The sequence below is a fragment of the Streptomyces sp. NPDC044063 genome (assembly GCF_056434285.1).
In genome coordinates, this window is record NZ_JBWKFM010000004.1 from 309,800 (window position 1) to 334,108 (window position 24,309).

The window sequence follows — 24,309 nt, forward strand, 5'->3', positions numbered from 1 at the left end:
GCCGGAGGGCGCCGAAGGTGTGGATGCCCGTGGGGGAAAGGGGCGAACCGCCCATCCATATCCCCCACTGGGGTGAATCCCGGACGAACCATCGGTGCCTCCCGGGCCGGCCTCAGAGGAAGGAGATGCTGCCCCGCCCCGCGACCGACCGCATCCCGCGCACCGCGCAGCCGGTCACGTCGGCGGCGGGCACCGCCCAGCCGCGCACATGGCGGTGGGCCATGCGTCCCGAGACGACGGTGCCGCTGAGGAAGGCGTCGGCCGGGGTGTAGCCGCCGCCCCGGGCGGCGGGCCGGAGCCGGGAGGTGCCGGCCTTCCAGCCGCGCCGCTCCCAGCCGTGGTACCAGGTGATGGTGGCGGAGCCCTCGATCCGGTCGGCCGTCAGGCAGTTGGCCATGGCGCTGCCGCGCAGCACGAGCCGCCCCGAGCGGACGTCGCGCCGGCTCCCGTCGGGCGAGGTGCAGCGGTCGAGCAGGACGGTGCCGGTCACCGTCTCCTGGCGCATGCGGCCGGTCAGGCCCGGACGGAACGCGACGGGCCGGGCGGGCGCGATCTCCAGGGCGCAGGTCAGGGCCGGACCCGCCGCCCGGTGCGCGGGGACGGCCGTGGCCGGCGGGGCCGTGGGGCCGGCCGCCGTGGTGAGGGCGCCGAGCAGGAGGGCGCCGACCGCCGCGCGGAGGACCGCGGTGCGGGGGCTCGGGTGGGCGGTCATGTGCGGATCCTCTTCCTCGCGGTCTTCTTCTGCTGGGGCGGCACGGCCCCCGGGGGCGCCGGCGGCCGCAGGACGGTGTGCAGCAGCCCCACGCGGCGCCGCAGGTGCGCCAGGGACGCGGGGGTACGGCGGCCGGTCCGCGCCACTCGGCTCACGGCGCCCAGCAGCGCGGCGACCGCGAGGCCGCAGCCGGCCGCCTGCGAGGGCGTCACCCGCGAGGCCAGGAGCGGCAGGACGACGACGGCGGCGACGCCGGGTGCCGTCATGACGGCCCGTCGGGCGAGGCCCGGGCCGGCGCCGGGCTCCCCGGGGGAGGGGGTGGCGAGGAACAGCGTGTGGGCGAGGGCGATCCCGACGGCGCAGCAGCACGCCGCCACGAGCGAGGCGCTGTCCGGGTGGGTGAGGGCCGCCGCCACCGGCGCGACGGCCGCGCCCGCCGCGGCCGGCAGGGCGGTGCGGAGGGCGGCGGTCACGGACCGGGTGGCCATCAGGAGCAGGGCCGCCGCACCGCCCGCCAGGAGCGCGGCGGCGAACGGCAGGGCGCGCGCGGTCGCCGCCCCGGTGTCCAGGGCGCGTGCCGCGTCGCCGGTGACCAGGCGCGGACCCGGGGCGGGCAGGGCGCGCAGGGTCCGTACGAGCGCCGCGTCCGAGGCCGCCGGGCCCGAACCGGTGACGGCCAGCCAGGTGCCGCCCAGGGCGATGCGCGGCAGGGAGGCGGGCGTGGGACCGGCGACCTCGCGCCCGTGGGCGTACGTCCCCAGGCCCGTCAGCACCCGGGCGACATCGGTACGCGCGGATAGGCGGAGCGCGTAGTCCGTCACCTCGGCCGCCTGCTCGACGGCGTCGGTGGCGGGCAGCACCACCACGACGTCCCTGCTCCAGGGCAGGGTGAAGTCCCGGGCCACGCCCGCGGCCACGGTGTCCGCACCCCCGGGCGACGGCGTCCGGTGACCGGCGGGGAGCGCGAACGGCAGCGCGGCGAGGGCGAGCAGCAGGCCGCACCCGGCCGCCGCCACGCCCCGCCCGGCGGGCCGCGCCCCGCGCCACCGGCCGAACACGTCGCCCCGGGCGGTCCACGGGCCGGCCACCGCGAGCAGCGCGGGCAGGACCACCGCGCCGGCGAGGGCGGCGCACAGCACGGCGCCGAGCCCGGCGAGGGCCAGTGGGCGGAGGAGCGGGTCGGGGAACAGGAGCAGCGGTGCCAGGCCGGCCACGACCGCGCCGCCGGCGAGGACGGCCGCGCGGGCCCCGCCGCCCGGTTCCCCACCGCCCGGCTCCAGGAGCTCGGCGCGGGCGCGGCGGACGAGGACCAGGCCATGGGCGGCGGCCAGGCCGAAGCCGAGCGCGAGGGCGGCGTCGGCGGCCGGGGCGGGCACGGGCACCACCCCGGCGAGCGCGGCGACCAGGGCGCGGGCGCCCAGCGCCGCGAACAGCCCCGTCAGCAGCGGGAGCAGCGCGGCCACCGGGGAGCCGAGCACGGCGGTCAGCACCAGGGCCGTCGCCGCCACGGCGAGCACGGCGGCGCGGGGCAGCGCGTGCCGGCGGGCCTCGGCGGCCCGCGCTGAGGCGACGGAGGCGCCGGTGGCCGTCACCCGCAGCGGGCCGTGAGGGCCGGTGAAGCGGGGGAGGAGGCGCGCCGCGGTGCGCGCGGCGGTCGCGTCGTCCCCGGCCAGCTCGGCCACGAGCAGCGCGCTGCGCCCGTCGCGGCCGAGCAGTTCGGGGGCGCCGGTGTTCCAGTACGTCAGGACGCGCCGTACGCCCGGCCGGCGGGCGAGACCGGCCGTGAGGGCGAGGCCGGCGCGGGCCACGGGCGCGGAGGCGGCGGGCCCGGCGGCGTCCGCCCGCAGCACCAGGCGGGGCGGGCCCGCGCCGAACCGCTCGGCCAGGACGGCGTCGGCCCGGGCGGCCTCGGTGCCGGCGGCCGCCCGGCCGCCGGCGTCCGGGCCGGGGCCGGTCCCCGCGAGCCACAGCGCCAGGGCCAGGACCGGCGTCACCGCCCCGGCCAGTACCCGCCGGGGACGGGACATCACCCACCGCGTCACCATGATCGTCCACCGTTCCCGTCCGCGTCGGGGGTCGTGTCCCGGGTATACGGCGCGGGCGCGCGCGACCCGGTCCGACGCGCCAGCGCTCACCTGGATGGACCGCCGACGGAACGTCAATTGCCGGTGGGCCGCCGGGCGATCGGGTGGTGGCGGTCGGCCGGGCCGGCGGTGGCGCGGTGGGCGGGTGCCCGAGGGCCCGCCCGGAGGGGTCGCGGGCGGCCGGTGGCCGGGTTTGACATCCGGTCGAACAACCTCTTAGGTAAGCCTCGCCTAAACACCTGGAGTCGCCGTGAGTGCCGTCATGAATCCCATAACGCTCATATCCGTATGTCCCGCCACGGATCTCGCGCACTCCCTCCGCGCCGCCCGCCGTCCGCGCGTCCCGGTGACCGGACCATGACCGCCCTCGCCTCCGCCACCGTTCCGTCCTCCGCCCCCGCCGGGCTCACCGCCCCGAGGAATCAGGGGAGCCTGCTGCCCCATGGGGCCGTCCAGTTGCTCGCGGCCGGCGCCGCCTGCGCCGTCTGGGCCGCCGCCGTCTGGGCGGCGCCGCATGTGCACGCCGACCCGCTGCTCCACCGGGTCGCCCTCTTCCTCCACCTCGCCTGCCTGCTCGTCGGCTTCGGCGCGGTGCTCACCGTCGACTGGATCGGCGCGCTGTGGCTCACCGGCCGGCGCACCCTCGACGACGTCCTCTCCACCGCGAGCGCGGTGCACCTGCCCATCTGGGGCGGCCTCATGGGCCTGACCGCCAGCGGCGTCTTCCTCCACCCCGACACCGGCTCCACGCTCACCCGGGTCAAGCTCGTCCTCGTCCTGCTGGTCGCCCTCAACGGCGTCCACGCCATGGCCCTCGACCGGCGCCTCCGCGCCGCGTCCGGCGGCCGTACGCCCCGGTCCCTGGTGCTGCGGTGCGGCGTGGGCGTGCTCCTCTCCCAGGCCGGCTGGTGGGGGGCCACGGGCATCGGCTTCCTCAACACCACCGGCTGAAACACCACCGGCCGAGCCGACGGCCCCCGGCCTCCTCCCAGCCTCCTCCCAGCCCCTCCCGGGCCGCCCGGCGGAACGACCCCAAGACCGTTCTGACCAGGGCCGATTGTCAGTGCCTCGCCGTAGACTCGAAGAGTCGAGGAAGAGCGCACCACCCTGTCAGGAGGATGCCGATGGCTGTCGCCGCCCCGCCCCTTACCGAGCTGCCGACCCTTCCGACCCTGCCCAGGAAGCGGCTGCCCGCGGGGCGCCCGCGGGACTGGTACGAGTCGCACAACCGCCGGTTGAAGGCCATGCGCCTGGCCATCGCGCTGCTCCGCTCGGGCGTCTACCGCCCGCGGACGGCCAGCAACCGCCGGATAAGGACCGTCGCCGTCGAGATCGGGGTGCGCCGCCCCTCCGACGTCACCTGCCGGATGGTCCGCGAGCTGATCCGCGGCGACGACCCCCGCTAGAGCCCGTCCGGCGGCCGGCCCGGGTGCCGCTACGCGCCCAGACGCCGGTCCTTCGCCTCCCCGTCGGGGGCGAGGGGCCGGCCCCCGGACCGGTCGCGCGGGGTACGGGCCGCCGGGACGCCGGGTGCGCAGCCGCCCCGTTCCGTCGTGGCGGCCGGCCCGCCCAGCAGACCGAGCACGGCGGCGGTTCCGAGGGTCATGACGGCGGCACGGCGCATGAAGTACCTCTTATCCGGTCATCGGTTTTGACGTATCAGTGCCTTGCCCCCGTGCCCGGGCCCGCAAGCGCCGTGTCGCCCGTACGGGGCAAGCAGAACCGTCGCCTCGGTCGTGTGTGCGCGCCACCGCGGGATGGTCCGCCTAGCGTGATGATCGGATCATCCATCGAACGGGAAGGGGCCGCCGTCATGGCCGCACCACCGGAAGGCGTGCCCTGCTGGGCCGACGCGATGTTCGCCGATCTGGAGGGCGCGAAGCGCTTCTACGGCGACGTGCTGGGATGGACCTTCGGGGAGAGCTCCTCGGAGTACGGCAACTACACACAGGCCTACGCGGACGGCAAGGCCGTCGCCGCCGTCGTCCCCCCGATGCCCGGTCAGGAGGGCCAGTCGGCCTGGTGCCTGTACTTCTCGTCGCCGGACGTCGGCGCCACGGCGGAGAGGATCCGCGACCACGGCGGCAAGGTCCTCATGCAGCCCATGACGGTGGGCGGGTTCGGGTCGATGCTGCTCGCGCAGGACCCGGGCGGGGTGACCTTCGGCGTATGGCAGGCGGGCACCCACGAGGGCTTCGAGAAGCGTGGCGAGCCGGGCGCGTACTGCTGGGCCGAGGTCTTCACCCGCACCCCCGACAAGTCCGACTCCTTCTTCCCGGCCGTCTTCCCGTACGCGGTGAAGCGGATGGACGACGACGCCGTCGACTTCAAGGTGTACGGCATCGGGGACGACATCGTCCTGGGCCGGATGCGGATGACGGACGACTTCCCGCCCGAGGTGCCGCCCTTCATCCAGGTGTTCTTCGCCGTGGGCGACTGCGACGCCACCGTCGCGAAGGCGATCGAGCGCGGCGGGCAGCTGCACTTCGGGCCGATGGACAGCCCCTTCGGACGGTTCGCCGCGCTGAGCGACCCCCAGGGCGCGCCGTTCGCCGTCATCGACATGGGAACGAAGAAGGGCGACCTGCCCAGGATGGTCCCGGAGCCGTAGGCGCGGGGCCGCACACACCCGCGCCCCCTCCACCCGGCGCGGGGCGAAGGGGGCGCGGCGTCCGTCCGGAGCTCAGCCGTTGCCGGAGCCGTTGCCGGACACCACCGGGATCTCGTCGACGAGGTGCGACAGCGGGTCGTCGCCGTCGCTGATCGTCGAGTTCTCCGTGCACTGCTGTTGCTGCTGCGACGTGAGGACCGGAACGTCCTGGACGTTGATGGGAACCGCCCCGAGGAGACCCTGGAGGTTCACCTTGCCCACGCCGATGCAGAGCTTGTTGAGCGAACCCTGAATGGCCGTCATCTGGGGGCTCTGCTCGCCGCCGGTGACGGTACGGCCGTATTCGCTCTCCGAGTTGTTGCCATTGGAGACGTTCCTGCTGTCGTCGACGCTCGCCGCCGCCGTCCCGCCGGAGAGACCGACGGTCGAAGCCGCGAGAACGGCCGTGGCGAGAACTTTCTTGAGCACGTCTGTGTCCTTAGGTCAGATAAACGCGGCGCGTCGCGGGTAGTCATCAGGATCAACTCCGGGCGTGCGCCGAGGTTTCGAACACTCACTCATTCGCCCCACGTTTCCTGCTCGTCATTCCGTCGTTACGCCTTTTAATAGCAAGAAGAGAATCCGCACGCCGACGCGGTGAAGGGCGAAACCCCGTGATGCTCCTCCATCGGCCCCGCCGCCCGCCCTGGACGCACACGGCCTTCGGGACGCGCCGGCGGGCCGCCGGCCTCCTCGCCGTGCTGGTCCTGGTGGCCCTCGCGGCCGCCGTCGGCGGGCACGGGGTGGGGGAGCGGCTCGCCCCCGGCGGCTGGACCCCGTCCGACGCGCAGTCCACCCGGGCCGACGCCTTCCTGGCCACCCGCTTCGGCGCCGGGCAGCCCCACCTGCTGCTGCTCGCCCGGTCGAAGGAGCCCGTCGACGCGCCCGCCGCCGAACGGGCCGGCCGCGCCCTCGTCCAGCGCCTCGCCGCCGACCCGCACACCGCCTGGGTGCACGGCTACTGGCCGCGGCGGAACCCCGGCCTGCGCAGCCGCGACGGCCACGGCGCCGTCGTCGCCGTGCGGTTCGACGGCGGCGAACGCGCCGTCCTGGCCGCCGGCCGCGCCGTCGCCGCGCGCGAGAGCGGCCGCGCCGGACCGCTGCGGGTCTCCGTCGCCGGGGAGGCCGCCCTTTTCTCCGAGATGGAACGCCTCAGCACCAAGGGCGCGCTGATCGCCGAGATCGTCGTCGCCCCGCTCGTCCTGCTCATCCTGCTGTGGGTCTTCGGCAGCCCGGTGGCCGCCCTGCTGCCGGTGGCCGTGGGCGCCTTCGCCGTCGTCACCACCACCGCGCTGCTGCGCGCGCTGAGCGAGGTGATGACGGTCTCGGTGTTCGTCCTGAACATCGCCACCGCCCTCGGCTTCGGGCTGGCCGTCGACTACAGCCTGCTGATCGTCAGCCGCTGCCGCGAGGAACTCGCCGGCGGCGCCCCGCCCGCACGGGCGGCCGAACGCGCCGTCCGCACCGCCGGCCGGGCCGTGGCCTTCTCCGCCACCACCATCGCGGCGGTGCTGGGCACCCTCATGGTCTTCCCGCTGACCCTGACCCGCTCCCTGGCCCTCGGCGGCGCGGCCGTCGCCCTGAGCTCGGCCGCGGCCGCGCTGCTGGTCCTGCCCGCGCTGCTCGTCCTGCTCGGGGACCGCGTCAACGCCTGGGACCTCTTCGCCCGCTGGCGCGTCCGTGCCGACCGGCCGGTGGCCGAGGGGCGGTGGTACCGGCTGGCCGTGTGGGTGACGCGGCGGCCCGTCGCCGTGACGCTCGGCACCCTGCTGCTGCTCGGTCTGCTGGCCGCCCCCGGCCTCGGCGCCCGCTTCGGCATGTACGACGACCGTGTCCTGCCCGCCTCCTCGCCCGTGGCGCAGGCCTCCCAGCGCCTGCGCCAGGACTTCGCGGCCGGGGACGGGGCCGCGGCGACGGTCGTGCTCCCGGACGTCCACGTGGCGCCTCCGGCGGCGGCGCCCGGGGATCGTAAGGCCTCCGGGGATCGTAAGGCCTCCGGGGGCTCCACGGAGTCCGAGGGGTCCGGGCCCGGGGGGTCCGGGGAGCCCACCGGATCCGGCGACTCCAAGCCCCCGGCCGACGCCGCGGCCGCCGGAGCCGCCGCCTCCTCCCGGGTGCACGCGTACGCCGCCCGCCTCTCCCGGCTGCCCGGCGTCCGTCAGGTGCGGGCTGTGACCGGCGTCTACCGCGACGGCCGGCGCACCGCGGCCGCCGGCCCCTGGGCGGCCGGCTTCACCGGCCCCGCCGGGACCTGGCTCGACGTCACCCCCACCACCGATTCCCCGCTCTCCCCGGACGGCCGGCTGCTGACCGAGCGGCTGCGGCGGGAACCCGCCCCCGCGGCCGCCCTGGTGGGCGGGCCCGGGGCCCGGCTGACCGACACCGAGAAGGCGCTCACCGGCCGGCTGCCGCTGGCCGTGCTGCTGACCGTGGCCGCCACGCTCCTCCTTCTCTTCCTCTACACGCGCAGCCTGCTGGTCCCGGTCAAGGCGGTGCTGCTGAACGCCCTCAGCCTCGCCGCGACGTTCGGGATCGTCGTCGCCGTCTTCCAGCAGGGTCGCCTGGAGTCGCTGCTCGGCCATCTCCACGGCCCGGCCACCACCGATGTGATCATCCCGGCCGTGATGTTCTGCACGGCCTTCGGCCTCTCCATGGACTACGAGGTCTTCCTGCTCTCGCGCATCCTCGAGGAGCACCGCCGCGGCACGCCCACCACCCTGGCCGTCGCCGTCGGCCTGCAACGCACGGGACGGTTGTTCACGTCCGCCGCGCTGGTCTTCGCCGTGGTCATGGCCTCGCTGGCCGCCTGCGACCTGATCATGCTTCAGCTCATCGGCTTCGGGCTGGCGGTGGCCGTGCTCATCGACTGCACGCTGGTGCGCGCCCTGCTCGTCCCCGCGGTGATGGCGCTGGCCGGCAGGGCCAACTGGTGGCCGGCGGCACGGTCACGCGGTGTGGCCGAATAGACACTCTCCCGGTGATCCCGGCGTCCGGCTAGCGTGCCCCGTCGCGGGGGACAGGTCGCTCGGACAAGGGGCTTACCGAACAATGTTCTACTACGCCTTCAAGACCATGGTGCTCGTACCACTGCTGAGGTGGGTCTTCCGGCCCAAGGTCGAGGGGATGGAGCACCTGCCGCGATCCGGCGCCGCCATCATCGCGGGGAACCACCTGTCGTTCTCCGACCACTTCATGATGCCGGTGATGGTGAAGCGCCGGATCACCTTCCTCGCCAAGATGGAGTACTTCACCGGCACGGGCCTCAAGGGGCGGCTGACCGCGGCCTTCTTCCGGGGCATCGGCGGCATCCCGGTGGACCGGTCGGGCAAGGAGGCGGCGCAGGCGGCGGTCGACACGGCGCTGGGCGTGCTGCGGCGGGGCGAGCTGCTCGGCATCTACCCCGAGGGGACGCGGTCGCACGACGGCCGGCTGTACAAGGGGAAGGTCGGCGTCGCCGCCATGGCGCTCAAGTCGGGGGCCCCGGTGATCCCCTGCGCCATGATCGGGACGTTCGAGGCCCAGCCGACGGGCCGTCGGCTGCCGCGTCTGGTGCCCATCACCATCCGCTTCGGGGAGCCGCTCGACTTCTCCCGCTACGCGGGGATGGAGGACCACCGCGCCGTGCTGCGCGCGGTCACCGACGAGATCATGTACGCCATCCTCAAGCTGTCCGAGCAGGAGTACGTCGACACGTACGCGACGGAGGCCCGGGCCGCTCTGCGCCTGGCGCCGCCGCCCGCCGACCGGGAGACCCCGGCCCCGGCCGGGCGCCGGGCCGGACGGCCCGCCGCCGCCTGACCGGCCGTCGATCCCGGCCGGCCCGTCCCGGGCGTGCCCCACGGCGCGCCCGGGACGGCACGTCCTAGCGCCGGCGGCGCCACAGCAGCGCCGGAACGGCGACGGCCGTCAGCGCGAGGGCACCGGGCGCGGCGCCGGCGGCGGCGGAGAGGCCCCGCTGGTCGAACGTGTCCGGAACGGGCAGCGTGTCCCAGCGGTTCAGCGGCCAGGCGACGACGACGGCGCGGCCCACGACCTTGTCGACGGGCACGAAGCCCTGGCCCGGGCTCTGCTGGTGGTAGCGGGAGTCGGCCGAGTCCTGGCGGTGGTCGCCCATCACCCAGATCTTGCCCTTGGGCACCGTCACCTTGAACTGGCCGCCCTGGTCGTCGTTGCTGCACGGGGTGTTCCCGGCGAAGACGTAGGGCTCGTCGAGGGCCTTGCCGTTGACCTTCACCGGACCCGTGCCCGAACACTCGACCGTGTCGCCCGCGACGCCGATGACCCGCTTGATGAGGTCCTTCTCATCGGCGGACGGCATGAGGCCCACGAAGCTCAGCGCCTTCTGCAGGGCGTTCGCCTCAGGCGTCGGCTCGTTCCGCAGCCAGTCGTCGGGGTCGCGGAAGACGACGACCTCGCCGCGCTCGGGCTGTGAACCGAACCACGGCGTCAGCTTGTCGACGAGGACGCGGTCGCCTATCTGCAGCGTGTTCTGCATCGAGTTGGACGGGATGGAGAACGCCTGCACGAGAAAGGTCTTGATGAGCAGCGCGAGCACCAGGGCGATGCCGATGAGGAAGGGGAACTCCTTCCAGAAGGAGCGCTGCCTCCCGCCGTTCCGCCCCTGACGCGGGCCGTCCGGCCGATCCCCGTCGGCCGGCGGGCTGCCGCCCGCGTCGACCGGATCGTCGGTCTGTGCTGGATTCCCCACATGTACTCCTCAGTCTGTGCCGCGGTCCGGCGCGTCCCCGGCGCGGACCCACCACTCTCTCAACGATCGGGAGTTCCGGGTCGTACGCCCCGCGGGCACCCACCGATCGAAACGGGCCGCCGACGCCACCCGCACGGGACGGAGATTCTTCCCGATGCGGACCAGTACGTGATCACCGGGTGACCTCGTCCACCAGGATCAGGACGAACGCCACGGCGACGGAGAGGGACGCCACGCCGCCGCAGCCCATGGACAGGACGGGGCGCACCAGGGAGGCCGGTCGCCCCGCGGCCGCCCGGCGTGCGGAGAGCCGGGCCAGCAACCCCGCCGGTACGACGAGCGTGGTGACGGCCAGCCACCACCACCCGTAGACCACCGGCGCCCCGGTGTGCCCGCCGAGCGCGGCCGCCAGACCCGTACCGCCCACGACCACGGCCGAGACCGCGGCGGCCGCGGCGGGGGTCCACCACCAGGCGTCGTCGCCCCGCCACCGGACGCCCGCCCGGTGGGCGAGGGTGGCGGCGGGCAGGACGAGCGCCAGGGTGAGGACCAGGGCGACGACGGCCAGCATCGCCAGCCAGATCGGCGCGGCGAGGACGGCGAAGGCGGGGCTGTCGTCCTCGGGGCCGGGGTGGGTCATGCCCCAGAAGAAGAGGACCGCCAACGCGAACGTGACCTCGACGACGAGCCCGGCCACCGACGCGGCGACGGCCGACCTCGTCCATACCTTGCGACCTGCTGTTCTGCTCCGCACGCCCCCATGATCCGCCCGCCCCTCCGGGCGGCGGCGCGCGGGGGCCCTCCCGCTCGCCGCCGGGCGGCGTCAGCGTCCGCGGTGCTTGGCGATGGTCGTCACGACCACCGGGAGCAGCAGCTCCAGGGCCCGGCCGACGGCGGCGGCGGGCAGCCCCGTGCGCCGGGCGACGGCCTCGGCCACCGGAGCCGAGAGCCGCTCCAGCACGCCCGACATCAGCCCGGCGGGCCGGTCGGCGAAGTCGTCGGGCAGCTCCGCGACGGTGGCGGCCACGACCTCCCGGGCCCCCTCGGCGTCGGTGCCGAGCTCCCCGGCGAGTTCCTGGATCCGGTCCTCGCCCAGCTCCTCGAGGACGTCATCGCGCAGCGCGTCATCTCCCATGCGCACGACATTACGCGGCCGCGACCGCCCGGGTACGGAACGTAGCCCCTGGTGCCGCCCGGCCGGGCTGAACAAATGTTTCTTTCTACGTGCAACCGCACAAGCGTGCCGATCATCTGTAGAGGTGTGGTGGGGGGTGCCGTCAGCCGCAGGGAGGACGGCAGGGATCGGCCCGCCGCGTCATTCCGGCTACTGGGAAGAAAGGTCGATCAACGTGCACGTCGGATCGGGCCGTCGTTCCGTCCTGTTGGCATCCGCGCTCATGGGCTCGCTGGTGCTCTCCGCCTGCTCGGGGGGCTCGGGGGGCTCGGGCGCCGACGCGGGGGCGGAGGCCCGCGTCACCGTCACTCCGGGCGGCGGCGACAAGGAAGCGGCGCTCGGCGCGCCGATATCGGTGAAGGCCGAGGGGGGCCGCCTCACGGCGGTGGAGGTCAAGGACGACAAGGGCCACGCGGTCGAGGGCCGGATGGCCGGCGACGGCGCCTCCTGGACCTCGGAGAGCAAGGTCGGGCCGAAGACCACCTACACGGTGCGCACCACCGCGAAGGGCGGCAAGGACGGCAAGGGCAAGGAGTCCTCCGCGACCACCAGCTTCACCACGGCGCAGGCCCCGAGCGTCAACAAGCTCACCAACACCCCGGGCAACGGGGAGACCGTCGGTACGGGCATGCCGGTGTCCATCCTCTTCGACCACCCCGTCGACAAGGGCAAGCGCGCCGAGATCGAGAAGTCCCTGACGGTCACCACGCAGCCGAAGGTGGAGGGCGCCTGGGGCTGGGTGAAGGACTGGTCGGGCCAGGACCGCGTCGACTGGCGGCCCAAGACCTACTGGCCCTCCGGGACGAAGGTCTCGGTGAAGGGGAACCTGACGGGCGTCGACTCCGGTGAGGGCGGCTGGTTCGCCCGGAACTACGACTTCGGCTTCACCATAGGCGCCGACCACAAGGCCGTCATCGACGTGCCCTCGCACACCCTGACCATGTACGAGGACGGCAAGCCGGTCGGCACCATCAAGGGCTCCGCCGGCTCGCCCGTCGACCCCACCCGGGGCGGCATCCACACCGTCCGCAGCAAGAACGCCGCCGAGACGATGGACTCCGCGACCATCGGCCACGGCAACGAGTGGATGCTCGACTCCAAGTGGGTCACCCACCTCACCGCCTCCGGCACCTTCCTCCACTCCGCGCCGTGGAACAAGTCGATCGGCGTGGAGAACAACAGCCACGGCTGCTTCGGCATGACCACCTCCGACGCCAAGAGGGCCTACGACTTCCTGTCCATCGGCTCCACCGTCGAGGTCAAGAACACCACCAGCACCAAGGTGACCGACGTCGGCAACGGCCTGGAGGTCTGGCAGGAGAACTGGGAGCAGTGGCAGAAGCGCACCGCTCTGAAGTGATCATCTGATTCCCTTCCGCGGGAGAGCCGACGGCTCTCCCGCGGATTTTTTATTCCAAAAATAGGTGGCATCGACATTCACCCCCCAGGGTTATCGTCGCGTCACGTACGGCGATGACCTGCTGTTACGGCCGCCACATAGCCGGGATCGGTCTCCTTTTCGTTACATGGGATTTTTCCGGCGGGATACGGGCGATAGCGCGCGGCTAGCGTATGAAATTCGTAAAGTCAACTCTCCGTGAACTCTTGACGTCATACAGCCGCGCCTCACACCATTCACTGCATGGACTGGATCGGGCCACGGTGTCCGATAACCGATTGCGGCCGGTCCTACACCTTCCGAACAACCCCGGGCTCCGGCGTCGCCAGCCGGAACCCGGGTATGCGTTCCCCCCTCCAGTGAAGGCGAAGACATATATGAGTGACCGCACCCTCACTGCGGCCGACCCCCAGTCCGGCGCTGCCGCGCCGGCCTCGACGTCCCCACACGTCGACGCCGGTGACGCGGGCTACAGCAAGGACCTCAAGTCCCGCCACGTGAACATGATCGCGATCGGCGGTGCCATCGGTACCGGTCTGTTCCTCGGCGCCGGTGGCCGTCTCCACAACGCCGGCCCGTCCCTCTTCATCGCGTACGCGGTTTGCGGGCTCTTCGCCTTCTTCGTCGTCCGTGCGCTCGGCGAGCTGGTGCTCTACCGTCCCTCCTCCGGTGCGTTCGTCTCGTACGCCCGTGAGTTCATGGGGGAGAAGGGCGCCTACACCGCGGGCTGGCTCTACTTCCTGAACTGGGCCACGACCGGCATCGCGGACATCACGGCCGTCGCCACGTACACCCACTACTGGAGCATGTTCAGCGACATCCCCCAGTGGGTGCTCGCCCTGATCGCCCTCGCCGTCGTCCTCACCGTGAACCTGATCTCGGTGAAGTACTTCGGTGAGATGGAGTTCTGGTTCGCGATCATCAAGGTCGCCGCCATCTCCATCTTCATGGTCGTCGGCATCTTCCTGCTGGCCAGCCAGCACAAGGTGGGTACCACCACCCCGGGTCTGGACAACATCTTCGACCACGGTGGCATCTTCCCGACCGGTGTCGTGCCGATGCTGATGGTCATCCAGGGTGTCGTCTTCGCCTACGCCTCCGTCGAGCTGTGCGGCGTCGCCGCGGGTGAGACCGAGAACCCCGAGAAGATCATGCCGAAGGCGATCAACTCGATCATGTGGCGTGTGGGCCTCTTCTACGTCGGCTCGGTCGTCCTGCTGGCGCTGCTGCTGCCGTACACCTCCTACATCGTCGGCGAGAGCCCGTTCGTCACCGTCCTGGGCAAGATCGGCGTGCCGTACATGGCCGGCGTGATGAACCTCGTCGTCCTCACCGCGGCGCTGTCCAGCCTGAACTCGGGTCTGTACTCCACCGGCCGCATCCTGCGCTCGATGGCCATGTCCGGCTCCGCGCCGAAGTTCACCGGCCTGATGAACAAGGGCCAGGTGCCCTACGGCGGCATCCTGCTCACCGCGTTCTTCTGTGTCCTCGGTGTCGGTCTGAACTTCGTCGTCCCGGCGGACGCCTTCGAGATCGTGCTGAACTTCGCCGCGATCGGCATCATCGGCACCTGGGGCATGATCATGGTCTGCTCCCTGCTCTTCTGGAAGCGCTCCAAGGAGGGCCGGGTCACCCGCCCCGGCTACAAGCTGCCCTGGGCCCCGTACACCCAGATCATCACCCTGGTCTTCCTGGCCGGTGTCCTGGGCATCATGGCCTCCGACGAGGGCGCCAGCCGCACCACCGTCATGTGCCTGCCCATCATCGTGGCGGCCCTGGTCGGCGGCTGGTTCCTGGTGCGCGGCCGCGTCGCCCGGGTCCAGCGCGAGGCCGAGCTCGAGCGGGCCGGTGCCGAGCAGTCGTAACCCCCATCACGGCTGACCGGAACCGGTCGTAAAGACGGAGGCGCCCCTCCGCGGCAATCGCCGCGGAGGGGCGCCTCCGGCGTTTCGCGCCACCCGCACCCCCGTGACGGGTGACGCGCCCGGTGGGGCGTGCCGCTACTTCCGGCCGCCCCGCCGCTCCCCGTCCGCCTGCCCGAGGAACGCCACCTCCGGGTGGGACGACGACGGGCCGTCGAGCAGGGCGCCGCTCCGGCCGCGCAGGTGCCGGTCGAAGAACGCGGCCACGTGGTCGCGGGTGAGCGAGGTCGCCCGGTCGGCCGGGAGGGTGCCGAAGGCCATCGGGATCCGCTCCGGCGGGAGCCGGTCGGGCATGCCCTGGCGCTCCACGATCCAGGGGAGGTCGGTGAAGGTCAGATGACCGCCGTCGGCGACGTCGAGCCACCGCTTCCAGCCGGGCAGCGCCTCCCAGGTGCGCTGCCAGTCCGCGCGGGCCTCGGGTGTCCGCGCGCGCTGCGCGCCGAGGAGCATCACCGGGCGCGCCGGGGCGGGCGCCGGGCGGTCGGCGAAGAAGTTGCCGTCCATGTTGATCGCCGCGGCCACGCGCGGGTCCTCGCGCAGCGCCTGGACCGCGCTCGCCCCGCCGATCGAGTGGCCGGCGACGCCGATGTGCCGGCGGTCGACGTTCAGCCCGCCGCCCGGGGCCGTCAGCCGGTCCAGGACGAAGCGGATGTCCTTGGCCCGGTTGCCGATGATGTCGCCGGCGGCCGGCTTGTCGCAGATCAGGCAGTCCTCGACGCGGCCGCCGGGGAACTCGACGGGCGCCTCGTAGGTGTGGTCCACCGCGGCGACCGCGTAGCCGCGGGACGCCAGGTCCTCGCCCAGCGAGGTGAGGGTGACGCGCGGCATGCCCATGCCCGGGGAGAGCACCACCAGGGGCCGGGTGCCGGGGGCCGACGGGGCGTTCAGCAGGGCGCGGGTACGGACCTCCGCGAGCTGCTCGGTGCCGAGGAACTTCCGCGACAGCTCCTTCGAGGTGTAGGGCGCCCGCGTGCCGTGGCGCGTCGCGGCCGGGTACCACAGCGAGACCATGAGCTCGCGGTGGCCCGCGGCGGGCTTCCACGGGTCCGGCCGCGAGGTGTCGGTCAGGTGGAGCGTCCGGGTGCCGACCGGCCGCGCCGACGCATGCGCCGGCACCTCCGGCGGGGCGGTCGCGCGGTGCGGCGCGGCCGCGGCGGCCGGGAGCTGGGGAGCGGCGAGGGCCGCCAGGAGCGCGGCGGCCAGGACGGAACGGCGTGATGTCGTACGCAACATGATGATCACGCTAGGCGGGGCCGCGGGCGCCGGGCATCCGACCCGGGAGGGAGAGGGCGGGCCCGCGCTCCTCCGCACGGCGGAGGGGGCGGCGCGCGAAAGGGCGCGGGAAAGGCCGGGGACAACAGGAAACACCCCGGCCGGATTGACGGCCGGGGTGTTTCACCGCGTATATTGGGGATTTCCATGTCCTGCATCAACTCAGGGCATGGAGAAGCTTTATGAGGCCATCATATCCGGGCGGGAGTGGAATTGTCAAACGAGGACGTGCGCCACGAGCAGGAGTTCATCGACCTGCTCCATCAGCGCCTCGCCGAACTGCGGTCCGGAGCCGAGAACGCCGTCCGGGCCGCCCTGGCCCCCGCCGGCACCACCCACCAGGCACGCCTGGAACGCGACGTCCTGGTCGCCGAACGGTCCGGCCTGCTGGCCGCCTTCGAGGCGGGGGAGCGCGGCCTGTGCTTCGGCCGGCTGGCGTTCCGCGACGGCCGGGACCACCACATCGGGCGGATCGGCATCCGCCGCGACGACGCGGACCGCACCCCGCTCGTCGTCGACTGGCGGGCCGAGGTGGCCCGGCCCTTCTACCTCGCCACCGGCCACACCCCCATGGGGCTGCGCCGCAGGCGCCACATCACCACCGAACACGGGCGCGTCACCGCCCTCCACGACGAGATCCTCGACCTCGCCGACGCCGAACGCACCGGCCACGAGGGCAAGGACGCCGACGCCGTCCTGCTGGCCGCGCTGGACTCGGCCCGCACCGGCCGCATGCACGACATCGTGCAGACCATCCAGGCCGAGCAGGACCGTGTCATCCGCGCCCCGCACCACGGCGTCCTCGTCGTCGAGGGCGGTCCCGGCACCGGGAAGACCGCCGTCGCGCTGCACCGCGCCGCCTTCCTGCTCTACGCGCACCGCGAGCAGCTGGCCCGCCGCGCCGTGCTCATCGTCGGCCCCAACCCGGCCTTCCTCGGCTACATCGCCGAGGTCCTGCCCGCGCTCGGGGAGACGGGCGTCCTCCTCACCACCCCCGGCGAGCTCTTCCCCGGCGTCACCGCGCACGGCACCGACACCCCCGGGGCGGCCGCGGTCAAGGGCGGCGCCGCCATGGCCGAAGCCCTCGCCCACCACGTGCGCGACCGGCAGACCCTGCCCGACCCCGAGATCGTCATCGACCACGAGGACGGCGAACTGCGGCTGCACACCGCCATGGCCGAGGAGGCCCGCCGGCACGCCCGCGAGACCCGGCTGCCGCACAACCTCGCCCGCCCCTTCTTCGCCTTCCACGTCATCGACGCCCTCACCGCCCAGCTGGCCGAGCGCCTCGGCGCCGACCCCTACGGCGGCCCCAACCTCCTCGGCCCCGACGACATCGCCCAGCTCGGCAAGGCCGTCGCCGCCAGCCCCGGGGTGCGCGCCGCCGTCGACGAGCTGTGGCCCTCCCTCACCCCGCGGGAGCTGGTCGCCGACTTCCTCGCCGACCCCGTCCACCTCCCCGCCGCCGACGCGGACGCCATCCGCCGCACGGGCGGCGACTGGACCCCCGCCGACGTCCCGCTGCTCGACGAGGCCGCCGAACTCCTCGGCGAGGACGACTCGGCGGCCCGCGCCGCCGCCGACGCCGAGCGGCTGCGGCGCGTCGCCTACGCGCAGGGCGTCCTCGACCTCTCCTACGGCTCCCGCACCCAGGAGTTCGAGGACCGCGAGGACGAGGACTCGGAGGTGCTGGGCGCCCACGACCTCGTCGACGCCGAACGGCTGGCCGAACGCCACGAGGAGGCCGACCACCGCAGCGCCGCCGAGCGCGCCGCCGCCGACCGCACCTGGGCCTTCGGCCACATCATCGTGGACGAGGCGCAGGAGCTGTCCGCGATGATGTGGCGGCTGCTCATGCGCCGCTGCCCCACCCGCTCGATGACGCTCGTCGGCGACCCGGCGCAGACCGCCGAACCGGGCGGCTGCGGCGCCTGGGAGACGATCCTCGCGCCCCACGTCGGCGACCGCTGGCGGCACGTCAGGCTCGGCGTCAACTACCGCACCCCGGCCGAGATCATGGAGGTCGCGGCGGCCGTGGCCCGTACCGCGGACGCCTCCTTCGCGCCGCCCTCCTCCATCCGCTCCACCGGCGTACGGCCCTGGGCCCGGCGGACCGCCGACCTGCCCGGCGCCGTCGCCGAGGCCGTCGCCCACGAGACGCGCGCGGAGGGACGGCTGGCCGTCGTCGCGGACCGCCGCCACCACGCGGCCCTGCGCGCCGCCCTCCCGGAGGCGTCCGCCGGCCCCGCGCCGGACCTGACCCGGCCCGTGGTGCTCCTCGACCCCCGGCAGGCCAAGGGGCTGGAGTTCGACACGGTGATCGTGGCGGAGCCGGACGACCTCGGGGTGAGCGACCTCTACGTCGCGCTGACCCGTGCCACCCAGCGGCTCGGCGTGATACACACCGGGCCCCTGCCGGCGGGTCTGGAGGGCCTCATGACGATGTGACGGACGGTGCACCGCACCGCGACAGACCGTTCGTCAGTTCTGTCCGCCCGAGGGCCCGTCGAAACCACGACGGGCCCTTCGGAACGGAAAATCGATCGGATCGCAGCTTTTTTGTTATGCGGCCCCCCACCTCGGGTCTCCCTCTATGCCGGGACGCCGAAGAGCCCGGCAGGAACGAGGTGGCGGAGCGTGACGGAAACGAACGTGACCGACATGGTCGAAGCGGCACAGGCGGGCGAGAAGGCCGCGCGCGAGGAACTCGTCGCGGCCTGCCTCCCCTTGGTCTACAACATCGTCGGCCGTGCCCTGAACGGGCACGCGGACGTCGACGACGTGGTCCAGGAGACCATGATCCGCATGGTCAGCGGCCTCGACGGGCTGCGCGACCCCGGCCGCTTCCGTTCCTGGCTCGTGGCCATCACGGTCAATCAGATACGCCGTCACTGGCGCAGCGAGCGCCAGGACGCGCCCGTCACCGGACTTCAGGAGGCGGGCGACGTGCACGACCCCGATGCCGACTTCGTGGGGCTGACCATCGTCCGCCTCAGCCTGGAGGGCCAGCGCCGGCAGGCCGCCGAGGCCACCCGCTGGCTGGACGAGGACGAGCGGGCCGTGCTGTCCCTGTGGTGGCTGGAGGCCACGGGCGAACTGACGCGCGCCGAGGTCGCCGCGGCGCTGGAGCTGTCGCCCCAGCACACCGCCGTCCGCGTCCAGCGCATCAAGGTCCAGCTGGAGACCGCGCGGACCGTCGTCCAGGCCCTGTCCGCCGTCCCGCGCTGCCGGGAGCTGGCGGCCCTCGTCGAGCCCTGGGACGGGGTGCCCTCCCCGCTGTGGCGCAAGCGCATCGCCCGCCACACCCGCGGGTGCGCCGAGTGCGGTGGCCGCGGTTCAGTGCTGGTCCCGGCCGAGGGACTGCTCGCCGGCCTCGGCCTGGTGCCCGTCACCGCGGGGCTGGCCGACCGCGTCGCCACGGCCCTGGACGCCGCCCCCACCGCCTGCGCCACCGAGCTCCCGCCGGACGCGGGAACGGACGCGGGCGCGACCACCACGGACGCGGCCACGGGGACGGACGCGGGGGCGGACGCCGGCACGGGCGGTACGGACGCCGGCGCCGGTGACCCTGCCCGCGACGCCGCCGCCGTCCGGCCCGTCAAAGTCGCGGGCCCCGTCGTGGCCGTCGCCACCCTGGCCGTCGTCACCGGCGGCATCCTCACCGGCTGCGACCCCTTCGCCGCCGGTCCCGGGTCGGGTCCGCGCGAGATGAGCGCCCCGGCCCTCGGCGTCACCGCGACCGCCACCACCCTCCCGGGCGCGCCCCGTACGTCCGCGCCGTCCGCACCGCCCGCGCCCACCATGCCCACGGGGGCCCCGCGCGACGACGACCACGCGGCCGCCGACCGCTCCTCCGCCACCGGCCGCCGGGCCGTACGTCCGGCCACCACCCCCGCCGACGCGACGGCGACCCCGCCGCGGACCCCGGCCACCGCTCCCGCCCCCGTCCGGACGGCGTCCCGGCGGACCGGGCGCGCCGACGAGGCCGGCCGCCCGGGCGAGGGCCTCGAGGAGCGGGTCGCCCGCCTGATCGACGCCGAGCGGGCCCGGGCCGGCTGCTGCCCCCTGCGGCACCGTGCCGAGGCGGTCGTCACCGCACGGGCCGGTACCGGCGGCACCCCCGCCGGGGGACCGCCCGGCGCCGAGGCGATCGTGTCCGCCTGGCTGACGACGCCCGCCGGGCGCGCGGCCGTCCGCGACTGCTCGCGCACCGAGTTCGGCGTGCGCGTCGGCGTCACCGCCGGCCCCGGCGGCGCGCGCTGGGAGCACACGGTCACCGTCCGCTGAGGCCCGGCCCCTCCGCGGGCCGCCCCTCCGCACCCCTTGAGCCACCGCCGGGCCCGCCCCGGATCGCCGCGCCGTGCCCCCGCACGCCGCGGACGAAACCCCCACCCCCGAACGGGCGGGCCCGGCGGTTCCCGGGGCCACCGGCCCCACGCAGTACTGACCCTCCACCACTGATGGGACTGCACGATGAGCAACCACGCTCGTAAAAGACCCACCCCGCACCGGCGGAGCCGGGCCCGGCGTCGCATAGCCGTGGCGGCGGCCTCCACGGCGGCCGCCGCCGCCCTCGCCGCCGGCGTCATGAGCATCGGGTCGGCGTCCACGCCGGACGACACCCGGGCCGGGGCCCAGGAGGTCGCCGCCGCGCAGCCGGTGCACCGGACCCCGCCCAAGCCGCTGAAGGAGGCGCCCAAGGCCGACAGCGCCCGCGGGCTGGTCTACAAGGGCCTCGACCCCGCCCCCAAGGGCGACCCGTGCGTCGGTGTCTACCGGGTCTCCGACGCCCGGCTGTGCACCCACGGGCCGGACGCGCCCCCCAAGGGCATCGACATCACCAAGGACACCCCGCCCGTCGCCAAGGCCGAGTCCAAGCCCGAGCTGACCGGTGACGGCAAGGAGGCCCCCGCGGCCGGCGAGGCCCTGCGCGGCTCGGCGACCGCGCTCGACGCCCGTACCGGCAGCGTCGCCGCCGCCGGCCCGGCCACGGCCGGCCCGCAGGCCCCCGGTGGCGCCCGTACCGTCTGCGAGGGCGACGGCTCCGCCGGCAACCGGGTCCAGGTGCTCTACGTCCACGCCCCCGGCCGTGACCGGTTCGGGCAGTACGCCGCCTCGTTCAAGCAGTGGGCCGCCGAGACCGACGTCATCTACAACGCGAGCGCCAAGGAGACCGGCGGCGAGCGGCACGTCCGCTACGTCACGGAGGCCGACTGCAGCCCGTCCGTGCTGAACGTCGAGGTGCCCGACAGCGCCCTCTCCGAGTTCGGCGCCATGAACAACGCCTTGTCCGGCAAGGGCTTCAACCGCCGTGACCGGAAGTACATGATCTTCGCCGACGCCCAGGTCTACTGCGGCATCGGCACGTTCAACGGCGACGAGCGCCCCGGCGCGGACAACCTGAGCAACTTCGGCCCCTCCTACGGTCGTACGGACACCGGTTGCTGGGGCGGCAGCACGCCGGCCCACGAGCTCGGCCACAACCTCGGCGCCGTCAACAACAGCGCCCCGCACACCAGCAAGGCCGCGCACTGCGTCGACGAGTGGGACATCATGTGCTACTCGGACGCGCCGTACTACCCGAAGATGCAGACCATCTGCCCCGACCGCGCCAACGACGACCGTCTGGACTGCGGCCACGACGACTACTTCCACACCAATCCGAAGCCGGGCAGCTACCTCGCCACGCACTGGAACATCGCCAACAACCGCTTCCTGATCGCGGGTGGCGGCGGCACCACCGACCCGAACCCCAGCCCCACCCCCACCCCGAACCCCACCGGGACCCCCACCACCGGCCCGGCCACCGGCCCCGCGGCGCAGGTCACCCAGATCGCCCCGGACTCGGCCCTGGTCAGCTGGCCCAAGGCGGACCAGGCGGCCGGCTACGACCTGCTGCTCAACGGCAAGAAGTACGCCGACGTCAAGGACACCTCCGTCCGCCTCGTGCGCCTCACCCCCGACACGGCCTACAAGGTCGCCGTCGCCGCGCGCGGCACCGACGGCAAGGTCTCCGCGCCCGGCCGCACCGCCTCCTTCCGCACCCTGCCCGCGGGCAAGGGCCCGACCAAGCCGGGCGGTACGTTCCTGCTGCTCAACAGCCTCACCGGGCAGGCGGCCGACCTGTGGGGCGGCTCCACCGCCAACGGCACCGTCGCCATCGCCTACCAGCGGCACGGCTACGCCAACCAGCGCTGGACGCTGGAGGACGCGGGCGGCGGCGCGGTGCGCCTGAAGAACGGCCAGACCGGCAAGTGCCTCCAGCCCGGCACCGACGGACGTGCGGTGGCCGGCCAGTACGTCGCCCAGCAGCCGTGCGGCGCCTCCGCGGCGCAGAAGTGGACGCTGAAGGAGAACGGCGACGGCTCCACCGTCCTGCGGCCGCAGGGCTCCTCGCTGGTGCTGGGCATCAGCAAGCGCTGGTACTACGGCGGTTGGCTGCTCGAGCTCCAGCAGCCGAACCAGGAGGGCTACCAGAACTGGACGCTGACCAAGGCGTCCTGACGGGCTGACGCCCACCCCAGAACCGGCCGGCGACCGCGACCCGACACCCCCACCCCCCACCGCGGTCGCCGGCCCCTTCCCCTTTTCCTTCCGCGTCGTCAGCCGCCCCCACGAGGAGATCCCCATGACCCGCCGCCCCGCAGCCCTCGCCCCGGCCGCCGTCCTGCTCGCCGCCCTGGCGGTCCCGGTCACCGCCGGCCCGGCCGCCGCGCACGGCGACACCATCCACTTCACCGTCTCCGGCGACCGGCCCGACGGCCACGTCCACGCCGTCGCCATCTGGGACAACGACGACGACCCGGTGGACGAGCCCGTCGCGGGCACCCTGACGGCCCAGGACCCGAACGGGGTCACGCGCGGGCCGTGGCAGCTGGTCCGCGTCGAGGGAGCCAAGGCCACGTACACCACCCGCGAGACGCTCACCCCGGGCACCTGGAAGATCACCGTCCACTGCGGCTTCCCCGACCTCGGCCACGGCGAGGCCACCGTGAACGTGCCGGCCCTCGCCCCCGGCGACCCCGCCCCCTCGGCGTCGCGGGGTCCCGCGCGCGACACCGCCGAGCCGTCCGGGCGACCGGCCGCCGCCGCGGGCGAGGACCACCGGGAGGCCGCCGACGACGGCGATGACGAGGGCAAGGGCGTCGTCGCGAAGGCGGTGGTCGCCGCCGCCGTGGTCGCCGCCGTCCTGACCGCCGGCGCGCTCGTGCTGCGCTCCCGGCGCGCGCGGAAGCGCGCCTGACACGCCGGCCGTCGCGGCGACACCCCTGACGATCGTCAGGGTCGGACCCTGCCGTTCGGGTCGGGTGCGGGCGGCGCGCCGTCCGTAGGTTCGGCGGCATGGAACGCAGAACGCAACGAGAACACGCCGGTCACGCACGGACCCCCGGGGCGCGACCGGTGGCCGCCGCCGTGGTGCTGGCGGCCGTCGCCGGGGCGCTCGCCTGGCTGGCCCCCGGCGCCCCGGACGCCTCGGGCGCCGCGCGGGTCACCGACGGGCCGTCCGTCTCCGCCTACCGGTCGCTGGCCGGAGCGGCGGCGGACGCGCCCGCCTGGACGGGCACGCTGCTCGCCGCGGCCACCGAGGGGACCCTGGTGGTCCTGGGGCTGTTGCTCGTATGGACCGGGTGGCGCGCCCTGCGCCGCCGCGACGTGCCCGCCCTCGCCGGGGTGCTGCTGGCGGGCGTCGCCACCGTGGCCGCGTACGCCGTGAGCGAGGCGCTGAAGACGGTGCTGGACGAGGAACGTCCCTGCCGCGCGCTGAGCGGCGTCACCACCGTCGACCCGTGCCCGGAACCGGGCGACTGGTCCTTCCCCAGCAACCACTCCACCCTGGCCGCGGCGCTCGCCGTCGCCCTGGCCGTGGTGCGGCCGCGGCTCGCCGCCGTGGTCCTGCCCGTGGGGGTGCTCGCCGCGCTGCTGCGGGTGGCCGTCGGCGTCCACTACCCGCACGACGTGCTGGCCGGCGCCTTGCTGGGCGCGGCGGTGGCGTGCGCCGCGATGCTGGCGCTGCGGCCGCTCGCCGTCCGGACCGTGTCACGGAACCGCTGGACCCGGCGGTGGCTGGACGCCGGCCTCGTGGGCCACGACGGCCGCGGCGGCCCGGTTCTCCACGCCCAGCCGGGCCAGGATGGAGCTCACATGCGCCTTGACGGTCCCTTCCACCACGTGCAGCCGCCGGGCGATCTGACCGTTGGACAGCCCCGCTCCCAGATGGGAGAGCACCTCGCGTTCGCGGGCGGTGAGGGCGGCGACGCGGTCCCGGGCCGAGGCGCGCCGGGCGGGGGGGGGGGGGGCCCCCGGGGCCGCGAGGGGGGTGGACACCCCGGGGGGCGACACCCGGGGGAGCCAGAAGGCGCCTCCCGCCCACCTGCGTAATACTTCCCT

The 24,309-nt window shown here is 74.4% G+C and carries 20 protein-coding genes and 1 pseudogene; 12 read left to right on the forward strand and 9 right to left on the reverse strand.

What is annotated here, in order from left to right; genetic code table 11:
- Nucleotides 1-112 precede the first annotated feature (112 nt).
- Nucleotides 113-712: a hypothetical protein gene (locus AC07BS_RS08170; protein ID WP_478930962.1), complete on the reverse strand. Its 600-nt coding sequence runs from the start codon at nucleotides 710-712 to the stop codon at nucleotides 113-115.
- Nucleotides 709-2,757 carry an MMPL family transporter gene (locus AC07BS_RS08175; protein WP_478930964.1) on the reverse strand — a complete coding sequence of 683 codons (2,049 nt, stop codon included), beginning with the start codon at nucleotides 2,755-2,757 and terminating at the stop codon, nucleotides 709-711. The genes AC07BS_RS08170 and AC07BS_RS08175 overlap by 4 nt, the downstream gene beginning before the upstream one ends.
- Before the next feature lie 396 nt (nucleotides 2,758-3,153).
- On the opposite strand from AC07BS_RS08175, the gene AC07BS_RS08180 reads away from it, so the two are divergent.
- Nucleotides 3,154-3,747, forward strand: coding sequence for a hypothetical protein (locus tag AC07BS_RS08180; RefSeq protein ID WP_478643957.1), 594 nt, complete (start codon nucleotides 3,154-3,156; stop codon nucleotides 3,745-3,747).
- Nucleotides 3,748-3,920: 173 nt separating this feature from the next.
- The gene (locus AC07BS_RS08185; RefSeq protein ID WP_478643956.1) at nucleotides 3,921-4,202 is read left to right on the forward strand and encodes a hypothetical protein; all 282 of its coding nucleotides are present in this window, start codon (nucleotides 3,921-3,923) and stop codon (nucleotides 4,200-4,202) included.
- A gap of 29 nt (nucleotides 4,203-4,231) precedes the next feature.
- Here the strand turns inward: AC07BS_RS08185 and AC07BS_RS08190 are convergent, their stop codons facing one another.
- Nucleotides 4,232-4,420: a hypothetical protein gene (locus AC07BS_RS08190; protein ID WP_478643954.1), complete on the reverse strand. Its 189-nt coding sequence runs from the start codon at nucleotides 4,418-4,420 to the stop codon at nucleotides 4,232-4,234.
- Between the two features lie 189 nt (nucleotides 4,421-4,609).
- Here AC07BS_RS08190 and AC07BS_RS08195 point away from each other — a divergent pair, with 189 nt between their 5' ends.
- On the forward strand, nucleotides 4,610-5,407 hold the full coding sequence (locus tag AC07BS_RS08195; protein ID WP_478643951.1) for a VOC family protein: 798 nt from the start codon (nucleotides 4,610-4,612) through the stop codon (nucleotides 5,405-5,407).
- A gap of 72 nt (nucleotides 5,408-5,479) precedes the next feature.
- Here AC07BS_RS08195 and AC07BS_RS08200 read toward each other — a convergent pair whose 3' ends face one another.
- The gene (locus AC07BS_RS08200; protein WP_478643948.1) at nucleotides 5,480-5,875 is read right to left on the reverse strand and encodes a rodlin; all 396 of its coding nucleotides are present in this window, start codon (nucleotides 5,873-5,875) and stop codon (nucleotides 5,480-5,482) included.
- A 188-nt stretch (nucleotides 5,876-6,063) separates the two neighbouring features.
- Between AC07BS_RS08200 and AC07BS_RS08205 the strand changes: the two genes are divergently transcribed.
- Both AC07BS_RS08205 and AC07BS_RS08210 read left to right on the forward strand, forming a co-directional pair.
- A complete protein-coding gene (locus tag AC07BS_RS08205; protein ID WP_478931003.1) occupies nucleotides 6,064-8,412 on the forward strand; it encodes an MMPL family transporter in 2,349 nt (782 codons plus the stop codon).
- 82 nt (nucleotides 8,413-8,494) lie between these two features.
- Nucleotides 8,495-9,244: a lysophospholipid acyltransferase family protein gene (locus tag AC07BS_RS08210; RefSeq protein WP_478643943.1), complete on the forward strand. Its 750-nt coding sequence runs from the start codon at nucleotides 8,495-8,497 to the stop codon at nucleotides 9,242-9,244.
- Nucleotides 9,245-9,308: 64 nt separating this feature from the next.
- On the opposite strand, the gene lepB is transcribed toward AC07BS_RS08210, so the two are convergent.
- The 3 genes from lepB to AC07BS_RS08225 form a co-directional block, all read right to left on the reverse strand.
- Complete coding sequence (lepB, locus tag AC07BS_RS08215) at nucleotides 9,309-10,154, reverse strand: signal peptidase I (RefSeq protein WP_478643941.1); 846 nt, start codon at nucleotides 10,152-10,154, stop codon at nucleotides 9,309-9,311.
- A 172-nt stretch (nucleotides 10,155-10,326) separates the two neighbouring features.
- Nucleotides 10,327-10,908 (reverse strand): hypothetical protein, encoded by a 582-nt coding sequence (locus tag AC07BS_RS08220; protein WP_478930969.1) that lies wholly within the window; start codon nucleotides 10,906-10,908, stop codon nucleotides 10,327-10,329.
- 69 nt (nucleotides 10,909-10,977) lie between these two features.
- Entirely contained in the window at nucleotides 10,978-11,289 is a 312-nt protein-coding gene (locus tag AC07BS_RS08225) for a DUF937 domain-containing protein (protein ID WP_478930971.1), read from the reverse strand.
- Between the two features lie 214 nt (nucleotides 11,290-11,503).
- On the opposite strand from AC07BS_RS08225, the gene AC07BS_RS08230 reads away from it, so the two are divergent.
- The gene (locus AC07BS_RS08230; protein WP_478643934.1) at nucleotides 11,504-12,688 is read left to right on the forward strand and encodes a L,D-transpeptidase family protein; all 1,185 of its coding nucleotides are present in this window, start codon (nucleotides 11,504-11,506) and stop codon (nucleotides 12,686-12,688) included.
- Between the two features lie 416 nt (nucleotides 12,689-13,104).
- Nucleotides 13,105-14,592, forward strand: coding sequence for an amino acid permease (locus tag AC07BS_RS08235; RefSeq protein WP_478643931.1), 1,488 nt, complete (start codon nucleotides 13,105-13,107; stop codon nucleotides 14,590-14,592).
- Nucleotides 14,593-14,727: 135 nt separating this feature from the next.
- Here AC07BS_RS08235 and AC07BS_RS08240 read toward each other — a convergent pair whose 3' ends face one another.
- Nucleotides 14,728-15,882 (reverse strand): alpha/beta hydrolase family protein, encoded by a 1,155-nt coding sequence (locus AC07BS_RS08240; RefSeq protein ID WP_478930974.1) that lies wholly within the window; start codon nucleotides 15,880-15,882, stop codon nucleotides 14,728-14,730.
- Nucleotides 15,883-16,134: 252 nt separating this feature from the next.
- Here AC07BS_RS08240 and AC07BS_RS08245 point away from each other — a divergent pair, with 252 nt between their 5' ends.
- From AC07BS_RS08245 to AC07BS_RS08265, 5 genes and pseudogenes are all read left to right on the forward strand, one after another.
- Nucleotides 16,135-18,369 carry a HelD family protein gene (locus AC07BS_RS08245; RefSeq protein WP_478930976.1) on the forward strand — a complete coding sequence of 745 codons (2,235 nt, stop codon included), beginning with the start codon at nucleotides 16,135-16,137 and terminating at the stop codon, nucleotides 18,367-18,369.
- 189 nt (nucleotides 18,370-18,558) lie between these two features.
- Nucleotides 18,559-20,208: an RNA polymerase sigma factor gene (locus AC07BS_RS08250; protein ID WP_478930978.1), complete on the forward strand. Its 1,650-nt coding sequence runs from the start codon at nucleotides 18,559-18,561 to the stop codon at nucleotides 20,206-20,208.
- Between the two features lie 186 nt (nucleotides 20,209-20,394).
- The gene (locus tag AC07BS_RS08255) at nucleotides 20,395-22,425 is read left to right on the forward strand and encodes an RICIN domain-containing protein (protein ID WP_478643927.1); all 2,031 of its coding nucleotides are present in this window, start codon (nucleotides 20,395-20,397) and stop codon (nucleotides 22,423-22,425) included.
- A gap of 124 nt (nucleotides 22,426-22,549) precedes the next feature.
- The gene (locus tag AC07BS_RS08260; protein WP_478930980.1) at nucleotides 22,550-23,164 is read left to right on the forward strand and encodes a hypothetical protein; all 615 of its coding nucleotides are present in this window, start codon (nucleotides 22,550-22,552) and stop codon (nucleotides 23,162-23,164) included.
- A gap of 98 nt (nucleotides 23,165-23,262) precedes the next feature.
- Nucleotides 23,263-23,919, forward strand: a pseudogene (locus AC07BS_RS08265) (phosphatase PAP2 family protein); the annotation flags it as partial.
- Between the two features lie 39 nt (nucleotides 23,920-23,958).
- Here AC07BS_RS08265 and AC07BS_RS08270 read toward each other — a convergent pair.
- The coding region (locus AC07BS_RS08270) for a response regulator transcription factor (protein ID WP_478931005.1) at nucleotides 23,959-24,309 on the reverse strand (351 nt) is incomplete at its 5' end.